Raw genomic sequence first — 20815 nt, forward strand, 5'->3', positions numbered from 1 at the left:
CTCCGGCCCTCTCCCTGGAACCACCCCGCCCAACTCCAGCGAACCGCCGAACAGACGACCTGTCAGCGTCCCTCACAAGATCACCAACAGAGTCATACCGTTCAGTTAAGAGCTTTTGGGTTATTGTAGGGGGGATACCGCGTTCTGGTGCGGTGAAGCCGTCTTCTGATGTCCGGTCCGGGCCAACTGGTCCTGGCCGACCGGGGCTTCTACGGGTTCCGTCTGTGGCAGCAGGCCGCCGCCACGGGCGCGGATCTGCTCTGGCGAGTGAAAACGAACCTGCGGCCCCGGCATCTGGAAACACTGGCCGATGGGTCCTGGCTGGCCCGGATCGTCCCGACGTCGGGCACGAACCGGGCCACGACGGAGCCGCTCACAGTCAGAGTGATCGACTACACGGTCGATGACGGCCGGGACAACCCCGAGGAATACCGGCTGCTGACCACGATCCTCGACCCGGCCGAGGCCGGCGCCGAGGACCTCGCAGCCGTCTATGCCCAACGATGGGAGATCGAGACAACCTTCGATGAACTGAAGACCCATCAACGCGGGCCCCGCGCGGTACTGCGCTCGAAAGCCCCCGACCTTGTCCAGCAAGAAATCTGGGGACACCTGTGCTGCCACTACGCCATCCGCACCCTGATGGCTGACACCGCCGCGCACACCGGCCAGGACCCCGACAGAGTCTCCTTCGTCAAGGCCCTCCGCATCGCCCGCCGTTCAGGTGCGCAGGGCGCATTTTCCCTGTCCCGCTCGAAAATACGATTCCGCGCTGTGAGCTGCGGTGGTGTCGTTTGGTCAGGCGGCGCGGTGATACTGGTTGATCAATCCTCCGAGGATGGGTTGTCGCCGGATCCGGTGGGCCTGGAGGTCGGTGATGGCGGCCGGGTTGGACGGTTGGTCGCTGTCCGGGGGTAGCTGCTGGCGGGATTGGTGGGGACGGTGTCCGTTGTAGTGCTGGATGTACTCGGTCAGCACTTTCACGGCGTGGGCCTCGTTGTAGATCAGCATGCGGTCGAGGAGCTCGCGGCGGAGGGTGCCCACGACTCGCTCGCAGATCGCGTTCGCTTTGGGTGCCCGTGGTGGGCTGAGCAGAATCTCCACGCCGTCGGCCTCGAAGACGGCGTCGAAGGCACGGGTGTCCTTGCTGTCCCGGTCCCGGAGGAGGAAACGCAGCGAGTCGATGCGGCGGTCCAGGATCACGGCGAGGTTCCTGGCCTGCTGGACGGTCCATTGCGCGGTGGGAGGGGCGGTGACGCCGGCGAGGTGGAGGCGCCGGGTGCCGTGCTCGAAGACGACCAGGGCGTAGAGGCGCTTGAGTGACACGGTGTCGAGGTGGAGGAAGTCGGCGGCGATGATGCCGTGGGCCTGGGCGGTGAGGAACTGGCGCCAGGTCGGCCCGGAGCGCTGCGGGGCGGGGTCGATGCCGGCGGCATGCAGGATCTCCCAGACTGTGGACGGGGCGATCGCGTAGCCCAGGCGGGCGAGTTCGCCTTGAATCCGGCGGTGGCCTCAGGTGCTGTTCTCGCGGGCCAGGCGCAGAATGAGCTGCTTGACGGCGGGCGCGGTGGAGGGTCGGCCGGGGCGGCGGCGTTGGGTGAACGCCCACTTGTCGGCGAGGAGTTGACGGTGCCAGGCCAGCAGTGTGGTGGGGGTGACCGCGAAGACCTGGCGCCAGCGTTCGCGCGGGATCAGCCGGGAGAGTGCGGCAAGCCAGATCCGGTCGGCGGGCTCGTAGCAGACCCGGGCGATCTGCCGGCGCAGCACCGCGTTCTCGTGCCGGAGCGCGAGAACTTCCGCATCTTTGGCCATACGGCTGCACAGTACGGCAGCGGGCACGGTGATCAGATTCCGGACGAGCGTGGCGACGACCGACAGCGACATCCGCAGATCATCGCAGGCCAGTCGAGGCCTTGTCGCCAGGATCAGTAAATGTGCAGGCCACAGCCGCTAAATCGTATTTTCGAGCGGGACAGCCACAACAGCAAGGCCGGGCTCTGCCCTGCCGCTAGGAGATCCCCCCGGGTTCGCCCGATCGTCGACGGCTCTCGTTGTTCGAACACGAGATGCTGGAGTTCCCCCCTGCGCGACGAAGATCCTCAGCACGGTCATCGAGCTGTGTCCGGACCACGCCGTCGCGACGCAGGAGGAGTTCATTCCCGGCTTCGGCCACGGTGAGGCCCCGCAGTCGCGCTCCGAGCCAGTCTCGGTCCGCAGGAGTCCGGCCGGACCGGTGTCGGGGCAGCCGCTGCTGGTCGAGCACGTCCAGGAGGAGGCTGACGATTAGTCAGGGAAATCAGCAAGCAGTCAGCATACGCCCTGATTCAGTTAAGTACACCTGCCCGCACATGCGGATCGACACCTCCGCTCGAACTCAGGCTTGACCAGCAGAAACACGCGCTACACAGGGCTGACGACCGAGTGTCGACTTGACACTGCGAAGAACGCCATGAACGCGAAAACCCCCAGGGCATGACCGCGGGGACCCCAGCGGCGCGCGTACACCCCCGCGCAGACGACGGCGAGGAACGCGGCGTCGCGCGCCAGGGGGTAGTCGTGCAGCGCCGTCGCGACAGCCAGGACCGGGAATCCGACGACGGGCAGCAGCAAGGTGGTGAGCGCCTGGTCGCGGACCTGTGCGTCGGTGACCGTGAAAAGTGCGAGCAGAGCGGCGAGACCGCCGGCGACGGCCGCGGGAAGCGAGTGACTGACCAGGCCCGAGAGGGTCACGGCCATACCGATGCCGAGAACGGCCCGGGCCGAGCTGCGCAGCCGCAGCCGCCCCGGGTCCGGAGCCACCAACATCCGCTTCAGCACCGATTACCACTCCCTGTTCTGTCCGGACATGAAAAAGGCGCCGCGGGATCCGCAGCGCCATCGACCGGGATAATGAGAGCATCTCGCCGCCATCTGGCTCAAGTCGAACCGACGCAACTGTGCCATTGGCACAACCCGATACGCTTTCGATGTGCCAGGTGAGCGCCAATGGATCACGTCCTGCTGAACCGTCGGGCCGAAGGAAGACCTTCCGGGCGGTTCACGCGCCGGCCTCGGCACGGGCGCGCTTCCAGGCGCCGTCCCGCAGCAGGCGCAGGCCGTTGAGGCCGACGATCACGGTGGAGCCCTCACGGTCGAGGACACCGAGCGGAAGCGGCAGAGTGCCGGCCAGGTCCCACACGACCGCTGGGGTGCTCGGCGGCCGCCGCCGGCGTGAGGAGGGCGCCCTCGTCGAGGCCGCATCCGGCCAGGACCCGGATGCCGGTGACGCACGGGGTGCCCTCGGTGAGGGTGCCGGTCTTGTCCAGGGCGACCGCATCGACCTGACCGAGGCGCTCCATGACGACCTCCAGGCCGGGACGCCGGCACCATACATGAATTTATGAACATACATTCATGTATGCCTCTCCGTAGGATGAGGCCCATGGGCCACGGATCCGACGGCACGCAAGCCGCCACGTCACGCGAACGCCTCGAAACAGTGGGCACCGCCGATGTCGCCGCCACCCTCCAGGCGCTGGCCACTCCGTCCCGGCTGCGGATCCTCGCCCAGCTCCAGGAGGGCCCCTGCGCCGCGACGGAACTCGCCGACGCGGTCGGTATGGAACAGTCCGCCTGCTCCCACCAGCTCCGGCTGCTGCGCAACCTCGGCCTGGTCACCGGCGAACGCCGGGGCCGCTCGGTGATCTACGCGCTCTACGACAACCACGTGGCCGAACTCCTGGAACAGGCCCTCTTCCACGTCGAGCACCTGCGCCTGGGGCTGCGCGACACCCCACGGGTGACCGCGGCGCGCTGAACCCAAGGCAAGGTCAGCCGCGCGCCGGGGGCGTGCGGCGAGCGGCCAGGAGAAGCGGCAGGACGGCGGTCGCTGCGGCGAGTACCGCGAAGCCCCAGGTCAAGCCGGCGGCACCGGCGACGGCGGCGACCAGCAACGGGCCTCCGGCGTCGCCGAGTTCACGTCCGAGTTCGGCCGTTCCCATGGTCTGGCCGAGCCGTTCGTGCGGGGTGGCACCCGCGAGGGCGGCGAAGCCGAGCGGAGTGATCAGCCCGGTTCCAGCCCCGATCAGCACGGCGGCCGACAGGATGCCGGGCAGGCCGGGCAGCATGGCGGCGGTCAGTCCGCACGCGGTGACCAGCAGTCCGGCCACCAGTCCCCCGCCGGCGCCGAGGCGCCCGTCGTCCAGGGCACGCCCGGCCCACGGCTGCACGAGCGCGGCGCACAGGGCGAGGACGGAGACGGCCGCGCCGGTCACCACCGGCGACAGACCGGCAGCCACCCCGGACACCGGCAGGAACCCGACCCCGACGGACAGTGCGGCAGTGGCGGCGGCCAGGGCTGCCACCGGCCGCAGAAAGGCACCGTCGGCCAGTCGCCGGACGAGCCCCAGGACGGTCTGACGCGCCTTGGGCAGAGGCGGGACGGCAGGTACCTCGAACGCGGCCCACAGGGCGACCGCGGCGGCCAGGGCCGTCAGCACCGCGAACAACAGCGTCAGGCCGCCGGCCCAGACCAGCACGCCGCCGAGCAGGGGGCCTGCGGTGTAGCCGATGCTCTTGAAGAATCCGTACGAGCCGAATGCACGGCCGTGCCGGGCCTGCGGGTTGAGGCGGGCCACCAGCGCGGAGGCGGCGGGTGAGAACGCGGAGGCGGCCGCGCCCTGTCCCAGCCGGGCGGCCCACAGCAGGCCGGGATCGCGGACCACCACGAAGACCGCGGAGGCGGCGGCGAACGCGATGAGCCCGCCGAGCAGCACCGGCCGGGCGCCGATCCGGTCGGCGAGCGTCCCGAACACCGGCTTGAGCACCACCTCGGCCCCGTCGTACAGCGCGAGCAACAGCCCGAGGTACAGCACCGAACGCGTCAGACCGACATCGCCCTGGCCGAGGTTGGCCGCGATGCCGTGCGCGCCGAAGGCGGTGGTGAACCCTGCTGCGTACAGCGGCCACATCCGCCGCCACGACGCCGCGGGCAGAGGCCTCGATTCCTGGGCAGGCCCGGGGGTCACGGCTGCGCGCCTCCGCCGTCCGAACCGAAGGCGTGCAGGTGGGCGAAGACCCTCTCGCTGTAGTCCTCGAACCGCCGGGCACACTCGGCCAGTTGCCGGTCGCCCGCACCGGATCCCGGCGCCCCGAACACGTCCCGGGCCTTCAGGTCACGGTGCCAGCGGCGCAGCCGCTCCAGGCTCTGCTCCTCCTCCTCGAGCTCGGCCAGGGTGAACTTGGCATGACGGATCTCCTTGTCCAGCTCCGTCTCGTATTTTCCGCAGTCGGCCAGGAACTCCGCCCAGTCCTCCTCGCGTGCGGCGGTGAACATGGCCTGGAACCGGGCGGCGTCGGCCGGTTCGCGCCCGGCGGCGCGCAGCACCACGGCCTCGCCGCCGGCGCGTTCGGTCAGCTGCACGGCCCGCTGAACGCCGTCGGCGAAGACCGGCACCTCCGGTACCGCCCACACGCCCTGCCCGAGAGACAGCGCGCCGACCTTGCGCAGCTCCCGCCATACCGCGACCCGGTGCCGGGAGGGCTGCGTCGGCAGCCGCACGATCAGCACCACCCACGACAGCGGGGATGTCGGCGATTCCTCACTCATCGAGCAAAAGTAACACTGGTTACATCGTCACGAGGAGCGGGCGTCACGTGGTCCGCCTCACCCGGGCGCACCGTGCGCCGCGGGCAGGCGGCGACGGTGGGCCGGACCCTCCGCGGCGACCGATGCGGCGAGCAGCGCGGTCGGCGACGTGAGGACGACGGCGCCCCGCGCACCGAGGAAGGCGGGCGGCGATTTCGTGGTCGCCCCCACCTGGACAGTCGGACCGAGCCGCAACTCCCGCACGTCGCGCAAGGCAAAAATCCGTACAACGTGACCGATTACACGCTGCGCATCCCGTTGCGGTCCGAGCGCGGTTCACCGCACCCGAACCCCTCACCGCCGACTCACGCATCAAAGGCACCAGCAAATCCATGCCTTCATTTCGAAGGTCATCAAGCAAGCGAAGAAACTGAACCATCAAGTTGTCAATAAGGGGCCAACCCTCACCCAATCTACGAATACCGCCAGCCACGCGCCTGGCGACAACGAATTCCGTAGGTAATGGATGGTTGACGTGACGGATCCCACAGGTTTCCATAACGCGCCGGGAGCAGACGAAACCAACAGCGCAGCAAGCCACGGAGGCGATAGCGCTCCCGCCGTCACCCGTCACACCCAGTCGATCGGAACCGCTCCATGACCGACATGCTCAGCCAGCCCGTCACCTCCGGCACCGCACCGGCGGAGACCGATCCCCACAGCCAGGACGGCCCGCGCACCCTCAAGCGTTCCATCGGCGTCGTCGGGGGGACCCTGCTGACCCTCTCCTGCGTGACGCCCGCATCCACGCTCTTCGTGGTCGTGCCCGACCTGTTCGGCGATCTCGGCTCCGCCACCGCGCTCACCATCGCCATCGGTTCGCTGCTCTGTATCGCTGTGGCGTTCTGCTACTCGGAGCTGGGCACCATGATCCCCAGCGCGGGCGGCGAGTACGCCATGGTCACCACCCTGACCGGTCGGCTGGCCGGGTGGCTTGTGTTCGTCCTGTCTCTGCTGGTCGTCATGATCGTCCCGCCCGTGATCGCCATGGGCACGGCGGACTACCTCGCTCCGCTGGTCCACATCCCGGCCGAGGCCGCCGGGGCCGGGGTCATGGTGCTCGCCACCCTGGCGGGTCTGCTGGACCTGCGTGCCAACGCCTGGATCACCGGCGTCTTCCTGGTTCTCGAAGTCATCGCGGCGGCCGTCGTCGCCGTGCTCGGCTTCGCCCACACCGAGCGCGGCGCGGGCAGCCTGATCCATGGTGTGGTCGCGAGCGACAGCGGGGCGTCCCGTCCGGTCACCGCGATGCTGGTCGTCTCGGGTCTGGCCATCGCACTCTTCATCACCCAGGGCTTCTCCACCGCCGTCTACCTCTCCGAGGAGATGGAGAACCCGCGGCGCAACGTCGCCCGCACGGTCCTCGCCACCCTGGCCATCTCGACGGCCGTCATCCTTGTCCCGGTGGTCGCGATCACGATGGGCGCACCCAACCTCGCGGCGCTCACCTCCGGTGACATCAGCGGCATGGTCACCGCCTGGAGCAACTCGGCCGTCGGTACGTTCGTGAGCCTCTGCGTCGCACTCGCGATCATCAACGCGGGCATCGTCATGGTCATCCAGAACTCCCGGGTGCTGTTCGCCTCCGCCCGGGACAAGGCGTGGCCCGAGCCGGTCAACAACGCCCTCGCCTGCCTCGGCCGCTTCGGTTCGCCGTGGGTCGCCACCCTGGTGGTCGGAGTTCCCGGCGCGGCGCTGTGCTTCGTCAACCTCGACACCCTGTACGGCGTGACCGGCGTGTCGGTCACCGGCATGTACCTGCTGGTCGCCGTGGCCGCGCTCGCCGCCCGCCGCACCGGCCACAAGGACCTGCCCGCCTGGCGGATGCCCCTCTGGCCTGCGATGCCGGTGGCGCTGATCGTCGTACTCGTCTACATCCTCAGCCAGCAGGAGACCACGTACCTGCTGTGGACCGGCAGCATCATGGCGGCAGCCACCCTCTACTGGGCCTTCTACCTCCGCCCCCGCCGCAACACCCACTGGCTGGTCACCCTCCCCGAGGATGCCCGTCCCTGACTCCATGTGGACGGGCCCGGGCCCGTTCACTGGGCCATTGGTACAGTCGGAGTCCCTATCAGCAGACCAGGAAGAGGCCGACGGACCATGGCGGTGGACGCGCTCGACACCCGCATCCTGCGGTTGCTCATCGAGCAGCCCCGGACCAGCGTGCGGGAGTACGCACGGATCCTCTCCGTCGCCCGGGGCACCGTGCAGGCCCGTATCGACCGGCTGGAGCGGAACGGTGTGATCACCGGTACGGGCCCGGTCCTCTCCCCCGCCGCGCTCGGCCACCCGGTGCTCGCCTTCGTCCACCTGGAGGTCACCCAGGGGCATCTGGACGAGGTGGGCGAGGCCCTCGCCGCCGTACCGGAGATCGTCGAGGCGTTCTCGACCACCGGCGGCGGGGATCTGCTGACACGGGTCGTGGCCCGCGACAACGGGCACCTGGAGGATGTGATCCAGCAGCTGATCCAGTTGCCCGGCGTGGTACGGACCCGCACCGAAGTGGCCCTGCGCGAGCGGGTTCCGCACCGGCTGCTGCCCTTGGTCCGATCCATCGGCCTGGCCACGGCCGGACCGTCGAACTGACCACCACCTTGGCATGCTGGGTGCCATGAGCACTCGGCCCAGCCCTGCCCCCTCGGTCATCTTCGATCTCGACGGCACACTCGTGGACAGCGAGCCGAACTACTACGAGGCGGGGCGCCGGCTCCTCGCCCGTACCGGCGTGCCGGACTTCACCTGGGAGCACCACACCCGGTACATCGGGATCAGTACCCGCGAGACGCTGACGGCACTGCGGGCCGAGTACGGGATCGCGACGCCCGTCGACGAACTCCTCGCCGACCAGGACGCTCTCTATCTGGAGCTGGCCCGATCCTCGACGGAGGTGTTCCCCGAGATGCGGAAGTTCGTGGAACGGCTGCGTCAGGAGGGGATCGCGACGGCCGTGGCATCGGGTTCGTCCCGGGCCGCGATCGAGGCGGTGCTCGCGGGCACCGGACTCGGCGCGTACGTCACGACGTATGTCTCCGCCGACGAGGTGGCGCACGGGAAACCGGCACCGGACGTGTTCCTGGAGGCCGCGCGGCGGCTGGGCGCGGCGCCCGGCGACTGCGTGGCGCTCGAGGACGCGGCGCCGGGCGTGGCGGCAGCGCAAGCGGCGGGCATGCGCTGCATCGCGGTCCCCTATGTGGCGTCGACGGCCGACGATCCGGCGTTCACCACGGCGGAGCTGCTCTTCCGCGGCGGTCAGGGCGAGTTCACGGCGCAGACCGCGTACGACTGGCTGTCCGGAGCTCAGCCTTCCTGATCTTGCCGGTGGCAGTCATCGGGAAGCTCCCGGCGAGCTCGATGCCCGACACCTGTTCAGGTCCACTCAGGTTGCGCCCTCGCGTGACGGGCTGCGCCCGGTCCTGTCGCCTCCTTGCCGTCGGAAGGCCGTGTTTTCACGCCTTCTTGACTCCGCTCGCCGCTGGTCGTCAGACATCCGTCAGGACACACGGCTCCGGCGTCAGCGGTTCGTCAAGGCGTGCCGACCGCCTGTTCCGCGCTCCATAGCCTCTGCGTCATGCGACGACCCGTCCCCGGGGCAGTACCCGACCCCCACGCCGGCCCTGCCGGCCGCATCAGCCGTGCCGACCGTGCCGTCCCGCCCCCTGGCGGGACGGTGCACGACCACGAGTGGGCCGGAGACGTCCGCTTCGCGGGCGGCTGCTCCGTCACGCTGCTGGGCCTCCTCCTGGCGGTCGACGCAGCCGCCGGCCGGCTCACCTGGCTTCGTGTCCCACTGTGGGCGGCGATCGCCGCGGTGCTGTGTGCGGTCCTGGTTCCCCCGCGCGTCTGTGCGGGCACCGGGTGGCTCTCCTCCCGCAGCCTGCTGCGCAGAACGACTGTGCGTACGGACCTCCTGGTGTCCGTGCGCTGGTCCGACGGCGTCGCGCAACGCCTGCTGCTCCGCGACGCCCTCGGCCGCCGGGTCGAGCTCGACCCCCGGGTGTTCGTCGCCAATCCGGCTCTCTGGCACCGCCTGGACGAGGCCGCGCGCACCTGCGTGGAACGCGGGACGCTGCTCTGCGGGGCGACGGCGCTGCGGCAGCTCGGAGACCGCATCGACCGTCGCACGGCCCGGACCGTGTTCAAGGTCTCCGGCCTGGAGTAGGGGCGTCGGCGCCGCCGTCCCGTCCTTCTCGTCCCCGCCCCGCCGTCTGCCCGTCGCCCGGGACCCTCTACGGTGTCGCTGCACGTGTGGGGTGAGGGTGATGACTGCGACGGGAGATCGGCGAATGCGACGCGCGGGACGTGGGGTGTTGATCACGGGGGCCGTACTTGCCGTCCTCGGGATCGTGCTGACAGCGGGGGCGCTCTGGACCATCCGCAGCGACTACACGATGGTGACCCCCAGGGGCGAGTCCATGGAACCGACCTACGTCCCGGGTCACCGGGTCTTCATCGCGAAGACCGCCGGCGAGGAGACGCGGAAGGGCGATGTGGTGCTCTTCAGCGTGCCGGACCGTTACAACGGCGAGGCCGTGATGCAGCGTGTCATCGGGCTCGGAGGCGACCATGTGGTCTTTGACGGGACCCGGTTGACCGTCAACGGGACACCGCTCAAGGAGCCGTACCTGAAGGGGGCGGAGGTCGACGGCGGGCACGGCCCGTACGACGTGAAGGTGCCGGCCGGTCGGATGTTCCTCCTCGGCGACAACCGTGCAAACGCCAACGACTCGCGCTACTTCTCCGGCGAGGGCTCCGGAACCGTGCCCGTGACGGCCGTGCGGGGACGTGCGCTTGACGATGCCACCGTGCCGACGGTGCTGGGGCTCGGCGCAATCGTCGGTGTGGTTCTCGCCCTGGCGGGTGCCGTCTGCACGCTGGTGGGCCTGCTGACGCGGCGGCGCCGGGCGACGGCGCCCCCGCCCTTTACCGGGTACGCGGGTGCCGGGTACCCCGCTCCCGGGGTTCCGCCGCCCTTCCAGCGCCCCTGACGCGGCGCGCGGCCCTCGGCGTTCGGCACCTCGCGCGGCCGCACCGAGGCGGCGGGCGCCCTCGGTCAGCTCGGCGGGGTCAGCGGCGGCGGAAAAACCCAGACGCAGGTAGGTGTCCGGCGGTTCGGCCGGGTAGTAGCGGCGGCCCGGGTCGACGACCACACCATGCGCCCGTACCGCCTCGGCGACCGCGAAGTCGGATATTCCCGGCGGGAGTTGGATCCACAGATGCATTCCTCCCGTCGGCAGCCCGGTCACCTTCCAGCCGGGGTCTCGCGGACCAGCGCACCGCCCAGCACCGCGCAGCGCTCCCGCAGCACGGCGGACAGGGCGCGCAGGTGCCGCACCCGGGCGGGTGTGCCGACCAGTTCGACGGCGGCTTCTGGACCACGGTGCCGTCGGCGGTGAAGGACTAAGGGCTGTCCCGTAATCCCTGGTGGATCAGCGCGCGGCGTCAGATGCGGTGCATCGCAAGGCGGAGGGGCGTCCTCATACTGGGTGTATTCGGGCGTTCCGACAACACAGCGAGGTGCCGTAGCTGTCGTCGTGTGCCCGCCAGGGATTACGGGACAGCCCTTAGGCTGCTGAGACAGCCACGCCCGGAGAGCCGGTCACGCCAACTGGTTGACCAGGGCGGTGAAGACCGCGGGAAGGCGGGTCGCGGTCGGGACGATACGACGAGCGAGCCGCGGGTGCTGCCGGGCCCGGAGCAGCGATTCGGTGAGCAGGCGGTGGCGCCGGGAGACCTTGCGCCACGCCTGCTCGTACGCCAGTGGGCGGTCGTCCCGGATACAGCGCACCAGTTGCGCGGCCCCGGCGAGGGCCAGGGAGATCCCTTCGCCGGTGAGCGCGTCGATGTATCCCGCGGCGTCCCCGACCAGCAGGACCCGCCCGACCGCCCGGGATCCGACACGCTGGCGCAGCGGTCCGGCGCCGCGCACAGGGGTGGCGGTGCCCGGGGTCAGATGGCGTGAGAGGAGGGGGAAGTCGGCCAGGTGGCTGTCGAACGGGCCGCGTTCCGCGGTCAGGACGGCGACGCCGACCAGACGCGGGCCGAGCGGCGTGACATAGGCCTCGGCCCGTGCCGACCAGTGCACCTCGACGCAGTCCGTCCAGGGTTCGATCGCGTAGTGGCGGCGCAGGCCGAACCTCGGGGGCCGCGGATCCGGGCGGTCCAGGCCGAGTTGGCGTCTGATCGGTGAGTGCAGTCCGTCGGCGGCGGCCAGGTAGCGGGCGGTGATACCGGCTGCGCGGACGCTGTCGGTGCTCTGTCGGACGCCGTCCACCCGCGCCGGGATCACCGGTACGCCGAGTTCCGCCGCTCGGCGGGCCAGGGCGGCGTGCAGTTCGGTGCGCCGGACACCGCAGCCGGGGGCAGGTGCGAAGAGGGCTTCGACACTGTGGTGGTCGTCGACGTACCGGATCCCGCGCAGTGGGTGTCCGACGACGGTGATGCCGAGTTCGGCCAGGGCGTGCACGGCCCCGGGCATGAGGCCCTCGCCGCAGGCCTTGTCGATCGGGGTGGGGCGCGGTTCGATGACCACCGCTTCGAGTCCGGATCCGGCGGCGTGGATCGCGGTGGCGAGTCCGGCGGGGCCGCCGCCGACCACCAGCAGGTCGATCATGGCGTGGATGCGGGAGTCGGCGCCGGGGCGGCCCCGGCCAGAGCGGTGTTCTCGCACCGCACGCGGGTCGCGAGAAGCGGCAGGTTGAGGAGCGTGAATCCGGTCGCGGTGAGCCAGTTGGTGTGGACGAGCGGCAGCGCGACGCCCTCGACGATCACGGCGACGTAATTGGGGTGGTCCAGCCATCGGTACGGTCCGGCGGTGACGAGCGGCAGGTCCGGCACCACGATGACGCGGGTGTTCCAGCGTGGCCCCAGCGTGGTGATGCACCACCAGCGCAGCCCCTGGGCACCGAGGGCCAGGGCGAGCATCGGCCAGCCGAGCGCGGGAAGGAAGGGCCGGTCGCCCAGCCAGGTCTCCCCCAGGCAGCCGGCCAGCAGCGCGGTGTGGAGGACGACCATGACGGGGTAGTGCCCGCGCCCGTACTCGGTTCCGGCGTGGCGACGGCTCCAGGCTGCGTTGCGCCGGGCCGTGACGAGTTCGACGAGGCGCTCGAAGGCGACCAGGAGGATGAGGACGGTGTAGGGGATCACGGGCGGCTACCAGCGGAGGAGGACTTGTTCGGTGCAGAAGCCCGGCCCCATCGCGAGGAGGAGACCGGGCGATCCGGGCGGTGGTGGGTGCAGCGCCAGGGTGTCCCTGAGGATGTGCAGGACGGACGCGGAGGAGAGATTGCCGACCTCGGCCAGCGAACGCCAGGTCGCTTCCAGTGCCCGGGCGGGCAGATCGAGCGTCTCGCGTACGGCTTCCAGGACCTGGGGACCGCCGGGGTGGCAGACCCAGGCCGTCACGTCCTGCGCCTTGAGGTCGTGGTCCGAGAGGAAGGAGCGCACCTCGTCGCCGAGCGTTTCGCGCACCAGGTCCGGGAGATCGGCGCCGAGGACGATACGGAAGCCCGCGTCGCCGATGTCCCAGCCCAGGCTGCGTTCGGTGCCGGGGTAGAGCGCGCTGCGGGTCGCGACCACCTCCGGCCCGCGCTGTTGCCCCCGACGGTGCGGGTGGTCCCTGCCGACCGCGAGGACCGCGGCGGCGCCGTCGCCGAACAGTGCGCCCGCCACCAGGTTCGGCACGGACGCGTCGGTGCGTTGCAGGGTCAGCGAACAGAGTTCGACCGAGAGCAGCAGTGCGACCTGTCCGGGGTGGCCGTCGAGGTAGTCGTGGACCCGGGCCAGTCCGGCGGCTCCGGCCACACAGCCCAAGCCGAAGATCGGCACGCGTTTCACATCGGGCCGCAACCCGACCCGTCCGGCGAGCCGCGCCTCCAGCGACGGGGCGGCGATACCGGTGACCGAGGTGGAGATGACCAGGTCGATCTCGCTCGCGTCGAGACCCGCCAGGTCCAGGGCGCCGCGTACGGCCTGTTCCCCCAGCGGGAGCGCGGATTCGATGAACGCGTCGTTCGCCTCTCCGAAGCCGCTCAGGGAGGCGTACCGCTCCAGGGGCAGGGCCAGATGGCGGCCACGTACCGTGGCAGACGTGTGCAGGCGTTCCAGCACACCACGGTCGGCGCCGGGTGGCAGGCACATGTCGCCGAAGGCATGGGTGATCTCGGACTGCTCGTACCGGTGCGGCGGCAGCACACCATGGATCGCGATGATTCGCGTCATCTCGTCACCATACGGGCGAATAACGTGTTTTGATCGAACGTCATGAATCACACTTTCCGGGCACCTCCCGTGTCCGCCTCGGCGCCCGCCGCCGTGCCGTCGGCAGCTCCCCGCCTCGGCCGGGTCGCGGTGGCCCTGTTCCTGTCGGCCCACCCGGCCCCCGCACTGGCCGTCTCCGTCCTGATCACCGCGCTGGCAGTGGCCGCGGGCCGCGATGCGTCCGGCAGTTGCCTGGTCGCTCTGGCCCTGCTCACCGGACAGCTCTCCGTCGGCTGGAGCAACGACCGCATCGACATCGCACGGGACACGGCTGCGAACCGGCGTGACAAGCCGCTCGTGGACGGCGCCGTGAAGGCCCGTACCGTCGCGGTGGCGGCCTGCGTCGCACTCGCCCTGTGCGTCCCCCTGTCGCTGGCGAACGGCGCGGCGGCGGGCAGCGCCCATCTGATCGGGGTCGCCGCCGCCTGGTCCTACAACCTGGGCCTCAAACGAACACGGTTGTCCTGGCTCCCGTACGCCGTCGCCTTCGGCCTCCTGCCCGCCTTCGTCACGCTCGCGCTGCCGGGCCACCCCTGGCCGGCCGCCACGCCGGTGGTCGCGGGCGCGCTCCTCGGCGTGGGCGCGCACTTCACCAACGTGCTCCCCGACATCGACGCCGACCTGGCCACAGACGTCCGCGGCCTGCCGCAGAGGTTGGGCCGACGTCGGACCCGTACTGTCGCGGCATTCGCGCTGCTCGCCGCATCGACCGTCCTCGTACTCGGCCCACCTGGGCCACCGGACGCGATGAGCTGGACCGGTCTCGTCGTGACCGGGACCCTGGCCGTGGCCGTCTGCCTCCCGCTGCGCTTCGCACCCGAAAGCCGCCTGCCGTTCCTGGCCACGCTCGGCCTGGCCGGCATGGACATCGCGCTGCTGCTCCTGCACGGCGCGGCGCTGGGCTGATCACCCCTCCCCGGATGCCGCAGCCCACCCGGCTTCTCGACCGGGGGTGTCCGGCGCATCGGGGTCGGGCAGGTCGCGGCGTCCGGTGCGGTGCGTCGCAGGGCGGAGGAGCATCCTGATACTGGGCGTACCCGCTGGGTTCCGACACCGCGGTAAGGTGCCGCAGCTGTCGTTGTGCGCCCGCCGGGGATGTCGGGACAGCCCCTGGGCCGGCTCCGGCGAGAGCTACCGGCAACGACGGGAGAGTCACGCATGTCGCGCTATCACGAGATGAAGTTCCGGGCGGTCACGACGTTCCAGCGGCGGATCGGCAACCCGATTATCCGCCGACTGCCGAATCAGACCCTCCTGGAGACCACGGGACGCACGTCCGGACTCCCCCGCCGCACCCCGGTCGGCGGCCGCCGGGCCGGGAGGGAGTTCTGGCTGGTCTCGGAGTACGGCGAGAAGTCGCAGTACGTACGCAACATCCGGGCGAACCCGGAGGTCCGGGTCCGGATCAGGGGACGCTGGCACGCCGGAACGGCCCACCCGGTCCCGCAGGACGACCCGCGCGCCCGGCTCGCGACACTGCCGCGCTTCAACAGCGCGGCTGTCCGAGCGCTCGGCACCGACCTGCTGAGCGTGCGGGTCGATCTCTACGACTGACGACCGGCCGGTCCTGCTACCAGCGCTGATGGATCGCGGCCCGGATGCGGCGGTCATAGAGGTCCCGTACCGCGTCCAGCGTCTTCTGCGGCAGCGGCGGAAGCGACGCAGCCGCCGCGTTGGCCCGCGCCTGCTTCACGGAACGCGCACCCGGGATGACGCTGGTGACACCGGGCTGCTGAATGATCCAGCGCAGCGCAGTCTGGGCCGAGGTCGCCCCCTCCGGTGCGAGCCCGGCGAACTCTGCGGCCGCCGCCACCCCGGTCGCGTACTCGATGCCGGAGAAGGTCTCACCCTGGTCGAAGGCCTCGCCGTGGCGGTTGTACGTGCGGTGGTCCTCGGCGGCGAAGACGGTGTCCTCGGTGTACTTCCCGGAGAGCAGCCCGGAAGCGAGCGGCACCCGCGCGATGATGCCCACACCAGCCGCCAGCGCGGCCGGGAGGACGTCGTCCAGCGGCTTGAGACGGAACGGGTTGAGGATGATCTGGACGCTCGCGACCCCGGGCCGGGCAATGGCGGTGAGGGCCTCGGCACACGTCTCGACGCTCACTGCGTACGCGGCGATCCGCTGCTCGGCGACGAGGGTGTCGAGTGCGTCGTAGACCTCGTCCGAGGAGTAGACGGCGGTGGGCGGACAGTGCAACTGCACGAGGTCGAGGGTGTCGACACCGAGATTGGCCCTCGAGCGGTCGTTCCAGGTACGGAAGTTGTCGAGGACGTAGTTCTCCGGAACCTGTTCGGCTCGGCGGCCCATCTTTGTCGCGACGAACACTCCGGCGTCGGGGCGGTCCTTCAGATAGCGGCCGATGAGCTGTTCGCTGCGGCCGTCCCCGTACACATCCGCCGTGTCGAAGAAGGTGACGCCCGACTCGACGGCCGCGTCCAGGACACCGAAGGCGTCCGCCTCCCCCACCTCGCCCCAGTCGCCGCCGAGCTGCCAAGTGCCCTGTCCGACGACGGATACGTCCTGTCCGGTCCTGCCGAGTGTGCGCTTTTCCATAGGGATCATGCTACGTCGGTCGGCGCGGGAGACCGGGGGCGACAGGGGCGCCCCACCGCCCCGCCCCGTGCGCCCTTTGCGGTACCGGCCGGGGAGATCCGGTCCCGGGCGGGGAATCGGTGCGCGATCATGTCGGACCGGACACACCTTCGCGCGGAACAGGCGTAGTCGCCCTGGCCCCGTACGGCGTCGCCCACGGCGCACCGGCAAGCGCGCACCGCATCTGAGGGGTTCACCGGATTCGTGGCCGGACCCACCGGCCCTGCCGGAATCCGGCGACCACGCCCGGCATCATGGCGTCTCGTACATTGCCGGGCCAGATGGTTCGATCGGAGCCGGGAAGGGCGAACGGGTCTGCCGGGCACACGGCGTCACGCTCGCCCGCTCCGGTCCCGGACTGTTCCACCACTGACGGGAAGTGCCGGGGACGGCCGGGTGCGAAACCCACGGAACGAGGAGTGCTTGCCCTGAACGGACAGCTGCTGGCGGTCAGCGACCTGCACGTCGCCTACGCCGATAACCGTGCCATCGTGTCGTCCCTGCGTCCCGGCACCGACGCCGACTGGCTCGTCGTCGCAGGCGATGTCGCCGAGAAGATCGCCGACGTCGAGCAGGCGCTGAAGATGCTCAGCGAGCGCTTCGCGAAGGTCGTGTGGGTCCCCGGCAACCATGAGCTGTGGACCCACCCGCGCGACCCCGTGGAGCTGCGGGGCGAGGCGCGGTACCTCCATCTGGTCGAGCTCTGCCGGAAGCTGGGCGTCGTCACCCCGGAGGATCCCTATCCGGTGTGGGAGGACGAGGAGGGGCCGGTGACCGTGGCGCCTCTCTTCGTGCTGTACGACTACACGTTCCGCGCACCGGGCACGACCACCAAGGAGGAGTCCCTCGCCTACGCCCACAGGACCGGGGTCGTCTGCACCGACGAGCACCTCCTCCACCCCGACCCGTACCCGACACGCGACGACTGGTGCCGTGCGCGGGTACGGCAGACCGAACTCCGGCTGGCCGCCGTTCCGGAGAACCACCGTACGGTTCTGGTGAACCACTATCCGCTGGTGCGTGAACCGACCGATGTGCTGCGGTACCCGGAGTTCGCCCAGTGGTGCGGGACGGAACTCACCCGGGACTGGCACCGCCGCTTCCGCGCCGCGGCCGTGATCTACGGGCACCTGCACATTCCGCGGGTGACTCACTACGACGGCGTGCGGTTCGAGGAGGTGTCGATCGGCTACCCGCGCGAATGGCGGGCCCGCCCGCCGCGCACCCCGCTGCGGGTCGTCCCGTTGTCGTCACCCTCGACGGACCGGCGCGCGGCCGGGGAGAACGGGTGATCGCGGAGTGCGAGTGACCGGCGCATGCCGCCGACCGGCCGAACCGGCTCGGCAGTCCGGCCCGTGGTGGCGAGGACAGGCTGTCCGGGCGGTGGTGTCCCGGCGTTCGAGGCCCCGTACCGAAGTGAACGAGGTCGCGGTGGAACCGGCCGGGCATCCCGTCAGCACGGGCGTCGGCACGGTCCACTGAAACGGACGGACCGTCATCGACGAGAACGCGGTCCGGCTGATCGACGAGGCCGCGGCGGCCGGACCGAGGGCCACCCGGTCAGCCATCTGCTGCGCTTCCTCGTCTTCGGCGACGGCGAGGTCACCCCGGTGACCCGCGAGGTGCTGCGCCGGGCGGAGCCGGACCCCGCTCTGCGGCCCCGCGTCCACGTCGGCTGACCTTGGGCCCGGCGGCTCCCGCGCGTATCCGACCGGCCCGCCGTACGGCGCCTCGGTGAAAGATTCTGCCCGTGGACGGCGCATTCCCCCGAGCAGTGCGTCGGGACGCCGGCGCGCTTCCGGTCGTCCCGACGGCCGACACCCCAGATGATGATAGAGAGGACATGGCGCGAAGCGGGACGTTTGTCCCGACGGTTCATTCGCGACAGTGGAGGTGCCATGGACGGCGACACCACGATGGGTGACGAGGTCTACCAGCCGGACGGCTCGGAGGTGCAGGACGATGCCGGTCTGCTGGACCCGGCCGACACCCTTGACGACAGGGCGGGCCAGGACCCGCTCGACACAGGCTATTCACCCCCTGAGCGGCCATGGGCCGTGGAACACCATGGTGTCACCGCGGCTGAGCAGCGAGAGGGAGAAAGTCTCGACCAGCGCCTCAGTGAGGAGGAGCCGGACGTGTACGCCCCGGACGGGGACGGGATCGGTGACGTCGTCGACACGGACGGTGAGATCCGGGACGGGGAGGTCGGTGACCTGCGCGCGGGGCGACTGGTCGCGCCCGACGAGGGCGCGCACGGAGACGATGAGAGGTGCATGATCGCCCTCGACATGGGAATCGACGGCGCGGCGGCCTCCGCCGAGGAAGCGGCGGTCCATGTGGTCCCCGACCAGAACAACCAGTAGGCCCCTCGTAGGGGCAGCCTGAGCGCTGATGCCTGTGCGCGGGCTCTCGGCAGAGTTCGGACCATGCGTGCTCGATCCTGTCGCCATGAAAGCGGGAGACAATCCACATTCAGTGAACGCGGTCGATGAAATCGGAGCGCAACATCTCAAACCTGTCCTGTGAATCGTCGGTGATTCGCCGATGCGCCTCGCCACGCACCCTCGCAGCCGTTCCGTCCCGGCCTCCAGGACCGTCGGACCCCGCCCCGGAAAACAGTTGAATCATCGGGCGCGCGGTCACCGAGGACGACCGAGTACGCCATGAGCGCGATGAACGGGAAGACGATGACGTCCCCCCACATCCACGTCCGGGCACCGACCGCCCATGGCCGGACCATCGAAATGGCATATGCCAGTGCCATCACCGCACCGAGCAGGAACGCTGTCGGCCCGACACGTCGCGACTTCTTCGCGGGCACGGCGTACCCACGGGGCACACCTGGGCGCCCGCCGCTTGTCGGCCACCTCCTTCCTCGTCTCTCGGCACAATCAGCAGCGCCGCCGTTCCCGTATACCCCAGGCCTCCCACGGCCGCGACCGCCCGATTCCCTCGCTCCGCGACAGCAGCAGCCGTCACACCTCTGTCACAGCGGCGAACCCGTGACCACGACAGCGGCCCCGCAAAATCCACCTGCCCCTGCCGCCCACGTCGCCTATCGTCAACCTGATTCCTGGCGGAATCCTCGACTCGGCCAGGACGAGGACCATGACGTGGAGGTTGATTGTGCGCTACCGCGAGCTGGGGCGAAGTGGACTGTCCGTGTCCGAAATCGGTTATGGCGCGTGGGGCATCGGTGAATCCAGCTGGGTGGGCGCCACGGAGGACGAGTCCGTACGGGCCCTGCACCGCGCCATCGACCTCGGCGTGAACTTCATCGATACCGCCCGCGGTTACGGCGAGAGCGAGCGGATCGTGGGCCGGGTCGTCCGCGAGCGGGCCGGCGACGAGGTACGCGTCGCGACCAAAGTGCCTCCGAAGAACGGCACATGGCCGCCGCCCGACGGCCTCGACCCGGCCGAGACGTTCCCGGGCGAGCACATCCGCGCAAGCCTGGAGACCAGTCTGCGCACCAGCGGTCTCGACCACTTCGACGTACTGCAGTTCCATGTGTGGAGCGACGACTGGGTCGGCCGTGGCGACTGGCTGGAGACGATCGCCGCACTGAAGCAGGAGGGCAAGATCCGCCTGTTCGGCGTCTCCATCAACGACCACCAGCCCGACAACGCACTCGCGCTCGTACGCAGCGGGGCCGTGGACAGCGTGCAGGTCATCTACAACATCTTCGACCAGGCACCCGCCGACGCGCTGCTCCCGGCCTGTGAGGAGCACGGCGTCGGTGTCATCGTGCGGGTGGCCCTGGACGAGGGCGGCCTCACCGGTCGGATCACCGCGGGCACCACGTTCCCCGAGGGTGACTGGCGCAACCGCTACTTCCGCGACGATCGCCCGGCACAGGTCGAACAGCGGGTGGCCGCGATCGTCGCCGACCTCGCTGTCGCCCCCGATGAGATCGCCGAGACCGCGTTGCGGTTCGTACTGAGTTCGCCGGCGGTTTCCACCGTCATTCCCGGCATGCGCACCGTACGCAACGTCGAGCGCAACACGGCCCTGAGCGACGGGCGGCCGCTCACCACCGACCAGCTCGCCGTGCTGGCCAAGCACCGGTGGCAGCGCAACTTCTACTCCTGATCCGCGGGCGGGTGTCGCCCGCCCTGACATGCCCCGGCATACGAACCGGCCCGCGGAAGAGAGTCCACGGGCCGGTTCGTTCACACCCTGCCGAAACGGTCAGTCGGCCTCGGTGGCCGGCGGTGCACCGGAAAGCCTGGGAAAAAGGGCTCTTCGGTCGCTTCCGTGGGCGGGATTATGCGGTGTGACGGCCCGGCAGGTGGGGGCGATGGCCGCCGAGGCTGAGCATGGCGAGGGCGATG

Annotated in this window: 19 protein-coding genes and 3 pseudogenes; 12 read left to right on the top strand and 10 right to left on the bottom strand. The window is 70.2% G+C overall.

The features are described from left to right. Positions 1-177 precede the first annotated feature (177 nt). Positions 178-747 (top strand): annotated as a pseudogene (locus ACFU8W_RS49200) (IS4 family transposase); the annotation flags it as partial. A gap of 51 nt (positions 748-798) precedes the next feature. Here ACFU8W_RS49200 and ACFU8W_RS49205 read toward each other — a convergent pair. The 3 genes and pseudogenes from ACFU8W_RS49205 to ACFU8W_RS49215 form a co-directional block, all read right to left on the bottom strand. Beyond that, positions 799-1884 (bottom strand): annotated as a pseudogene (locus tag ACFU8W_RS49205) (integrase core domain-containing protein). 531 nt (positions 1885-2415) lie between these two features. Further along, a pseudogene (locus ACFU8W_RS49210) lies at positions 2416-2817 on the bottom strand (FUSC family protein); the annotation flags it as partial. A 220-nt stretch (positions 2818-3037) separates the two neighbouring features. Then, positions 3038-3178: a hypothetical protein gene (locus ACFU8W_RS49215; RefSeq protein ID WP_345511946.1), complete on the bottom strand. Its 141-nt coding sequence runs from the start codon at positions 3176-3178 to the stop codon at positions 3038-3040. A 243-nt stretch (positions 3179-3421) separates the two neighbouring features. Here ACFU8W_RS49215 and ACFU8W_RS49220 point away from each other — a divergent pair, with 243 nt between their 5' ends. After that, complete coding sequence (locus ACFU8W_RS49220) at positions 3422-3796, top strand: metalloregulator ArsR/SmtB family transcription factor (RefSeq protein WP_345511563.1); 375 nt, start codon at positions 3422-3424, stop codon at positions 3794-3796. A 13-nt stretch (positions 3797-3809) separates the two neighbouring features. On the opposite strand, the gene ACFU8W_RS49225 is transcribed toward ACFU8W_RS49220, so the two are convergent. The 3 genes from ACFU8W_RS49225 to ACFU8W_RS49235 are packed head-to-tail and all read right to left on the bottom strand — an operon-like array spanning position 3810 to position 5839. Continuing rightward, positions 3810-4949 (bottom strand): MFS transporter, encoded by a 1140-nt coding sequence (locus ACFU8W_RS49225; RefSeq protein ID WP_384052397.1) that lies wholly within the window; start codon positions 4947-4949, stop codon positions 3810-3812. A gap of 53 nt (positions 4950-5002) precedes the next feature. After that, entirely contained in the window at positions 5003-5587 is a 585-nt protein-coding gene (locus ACFU8W_RS49230) for a Chromate resistance protein ChrB (protein WP_384052385.1), read from the bottom strand. Between the two features lie 57 nt (positions 5588-5644). Then, entirely contained in the window at positions 5645-5839 is a 195-nt protein-coding gene (locus ACFU8W_RS49235; protein ID WP_384052386.1) for a hypothetical protein, read from the bottom strand. Positions 5840-6223: 384 nt separating this feature from the next. On the opposite strand from ACFU8W_RS49235, the gene ACFU8W_RS49240 reads away from it, so the two are divergent. The 5 genes from ACFU8W_RS49240 (at position 6224) to lepB (ending at position 10614) form a co-directional block, all read left to right on the top strand. Further along, the gene (locus ACFU8W_RS49240; protein ID WP_384052387.1) at positions 6224-7642 is read left to right on the top strand and encodes an APC family permease; all 1419 of its coding nucleotides are present in this window, start codon (positions 6224-6226) and stop codon (positions 7640-7642) included. A gap of 87 nt (positions 7643-7729) precedes the next feature. Next, positions 7730-8215 carry an Lrp/AsnC family transcriptional regulator gene (locus tag ACFU8W_RS49245; protein ID WP_345511570.1) on the top strand — a complete coding sequence of 162 codons (486 nt, stop codon included), beginning with the start codon at positions 7730-7732 and terminating at the stop codon, positions 8213-8215. A gap of 25 nt (positions 8216-8240) precedes the next feature. Further along, positions 8241-8939 carry an HAD family hydrolase gene (locus ACFU8W_RS49250; protein WP_384052388.1) on the top strand — a complete coding sequence of 233 codons (699 nt, stop codon included), beginning with the start codon at positions 8241-8243 and terminating at the stop codon, positions 8937-8939. 258 nt (positions 8940-9197) lie between these two features. Beyond that, positions 9198-9788 carry a hypothetical protein gene (locus tag ACFU8W_RS49255; protein ID WP_384052389.1) on the top strand — a complete coding sequence of 197 codons (591 nt, stop codon included), beginning with the start codon at positions 9198-9200 and terminating at the stop codon, positions 9786-9788. A 145-nt stretch (positions 9789-9933) separates the two neighbouring features. Next, positions 9934-10614 (top strand): signal peptidase I, encoded by a 681-nt coding sequence (lepB, locus tag ACFU8W_RS49260; RefSeq protein ID WP_384052390.1) that lies wholly within the window; start codon positions 9934-9936, stop codon positions 10612-10614. A gap of 611 nt (positions 10615-11225) precedes the next feature. Here the strand turns inward: lepB and ACFU8W_RS49265 are convergent. Genes ACFU8W_RS49265 through ACFU8W_RS49275 form a run of 3 tightly spaced genes read right to left on the bottom strand, consistent with a single transcriptional unit; the run spans position 11226 to position 13846 of the window. Beyond that, positions 11226-12239, bottom strand: a complete 1014-nt coding sequence (locus tag ACFU8W_RS49265; protein ID WP_384052391.1) for an NAD(P)/FAD-dependent oxidoreductase — start codon at positions 12237-12239, stop codon at positions 11226-11228. Then, positions 12236-12772 carry an isoprenylcysteine carboxyl methyltransferase family protein gene (locus tag ACFU8W_RS49270; protein WP_384052392.1) on the bottom strand — a complete coding sequence of 179 codons (537 nt, stop codon included), beginning with the start codon at positions 12770-12772 and terminating at the stop codon, positions 12236-12238. Before ACFU8W_RS49270 ends, ACFU8W_RS49265 begins: the two co-directional genes overlap by 4 nt. 6 nt (positions 12773-12778) lie before the next feature. Further along, positions 12779-13846 (bottom strand): type III polyketide synthase, encoded by a 1068-nt coding sequence (locus tag ACFU8W_RS49275; protein ID WP_384052393.1) that lies wholly within the window; start codon positions 13844-13846, stop codon positions 12779-12781. Between the two features lie 42 nt (positions 13847-13888). On the opposite strand from ACFU8W_RS49275, the gene ACFU8W_RS49280 reads away from it, so the two are divergent. Together ACFU8W_RS49280 and ACFU8W_RS49285 are read left to right on the top strand one after the other, a co-directional pair. Then, a complete protein-coding gene (locus ACFU8W_RS49280) occupies positions 13889-14791 on the top strand; it encodes a UbiA family prenyltransferase (protein WP_384052394.1) in 903 nt (300 codons plus the stop codon). Between the two features lie 252 nt (positions 14792-15043). Beyond that, positions 15044-15439: a nitroreductase/quinone reductase family protein gene (locus tag ACFU8W_RS49285; RefSeq protein ID WP_345511579.1), complete on the top strand. Its 396-nt coding sequence runs from the start codon at positions 15044-15046 to the stop codon at positions 15437-15439. 16 nt (positions 15440-15455) lie between these two features. On the opposite strand, the gene ACFU8W_RS49290 is transcribed toward ACFU8W_RS49285, so the two are convergent. Further along, entirely contained in the window at positions 15456-16448 is a 993-nt protein-coding gene (locus tag ACFU8W_RS49290; protein WP_384052395.1) for an aldo/keto reductase, read from the bottom strand. 449 nt (positions 16449-16897) lie between these two features. On the opposite strand from ACFU8W_RS49290, the gene ACFU8W_RS49295 reads away from it, so the two are divergent. From ACFU8W_RS49295 to ACFU8W_RS49305, 3 genes are all read left to right on the top strand, one after another. Beyond that, positions 16898-17770, top strand: coding sequence for a metallophosphoesterase family protein (locus ACFU8W_RS49295; protein WP_384052396.1), 873 nt, complete (start codon positions 16898-16900; stop codon positions 17768-17770). Between the two features lie 606 nt (positions 17771-18376). Continuing rightward, positions 18377-18844 (top strand): DUF5709 domain-containing protein, encoded by a 468-nt coding sequence (locus ACFU8W_RS49300; RefSeq protein WP_266988664.1) that lies wholly within the window; start codon positions 18377-18379, stop codon positions 18842-18844. A 763-nt stretch (positions 18845-19607) separates the two neighbouring features. Continuing rightward, a complete protein-coding gene (locus ACFU8W_RS49305; protein WP_384052398.1) occupies positions 19608-20573 on the top strand; it encodes an aldo/keto reductase in 966 nt (321 codons plus the stop codon). The last annotated feature ends 242 nt before the right edge of the window (positions 20574-20815 follow it).

It is taken from the genome of Streptomyces sp. NPDC057565, from assembly GCF_042801455.1.
GTDB classification, from domain to species: domain Bacteria; phylum Actinomycetota; class Actinomycetes; order Streptomycetales; family Streptomycetaceae; genus Streptomyces; species Streptomyces yanii.

Excerpts from the sequence above, each read along its gene's own strand:
- ACFU8W_RS49240 (WP_384052387.1), top strand. The coding sequence starts at position 6,224 with ATGACCGACATGCTCAGCCAGCCCGTCACCTCCGGCACCGCACCGGCG.
- ACFU8W_RS49265 (WP_384052391.1), bottom strand. The coding sequence starts at position 12,239 with ATGATCGACCTGCTGGTGGTCGGCGGCGGCCCCGCCGGACTCGCCACC.
- ACFU8W_RS49225 (WP_384052397.1), bottom strand. The coding sequence starts at position 4,949 with ATGTGGCCGCTGTACGCAGCAGGGTTCACCACCGCCTTCGGCGCGCAC.
- ACFU8W_RS49300 (WP_266988664.1), top strand. The coding sequence starts at position 18,377 with ATGGACGGCGACACCACGATGGGTGACGAGGTCTACCAGCCGGACGGC.
- ACFU8W_RS49275 (WP_384052393.1), bottom strand. The coding sequence starts at position 13,846 with ATGACGCGAATCATCGCGATCCATGGTGTGCTGCCGCCGCACCGGTAC.
- ACFU8W_RS49245 (WP_345511570.1), top strand. The coding sequence starts at position 7,730 with ATGGCGGTGGACGCGCTCGACACCCGCATCCTGCGGTTGCTCATCGAG.
- ACFU8W_RS49220 (WP_345511563.1), top strand. The coding sequence starts at position 3,422 with ATGGGCCACGGATCCGACGGCACGCAAGCCGCCACGTCACGCGAACGC.
- ACFU8W_RS49230 (WP_384052385.1), bottom strand. The coding sequence starts at position 5,587 with ATGAGTGAGGAATCGCCGACATCCCCGCTGTCGTGGGTGGTGCTGATC.
- ACFU8W_RS49290 (WP_384052395.1), bottom strand. The coding sequence starts at position 16,448 with ATGATCCCTATGGAAAAGCGCACACTCGGCAGGACCGGACAGGACGTA.
- ACFU8W_RS49285 (WP_345511579.1), top strand. The coding sequence starts at position 15,044 with ATGTCGCGCTATCACGAGATGAAGTTCCGGGCGGTCACGACGTTCCAG.
- ACFU8W_RS49250 (WP_384052388.1), top strand. The coding sequence starts at position 8,241 with ATGAGCACTCGGCCCAGCCCTGCCCCCTCGGTCATCTTCGATCTCGAC.
- ACFU8W_RS49280 (WP_384052394.1), top strand. The coding sequence starts at position 13,889 with ATGAATCACACTTTCCGGGCACCTCCCGTGTCCGCCTCGGCGCCCGCC.
- ACFU8W_RS49255 (WP_384052389.1), top strand. The coding sequence starts at position 9,198 with ATGCGACGACCCGTCCCCGGGGCAGTACCCGACCCCCACGCCGGCCCT.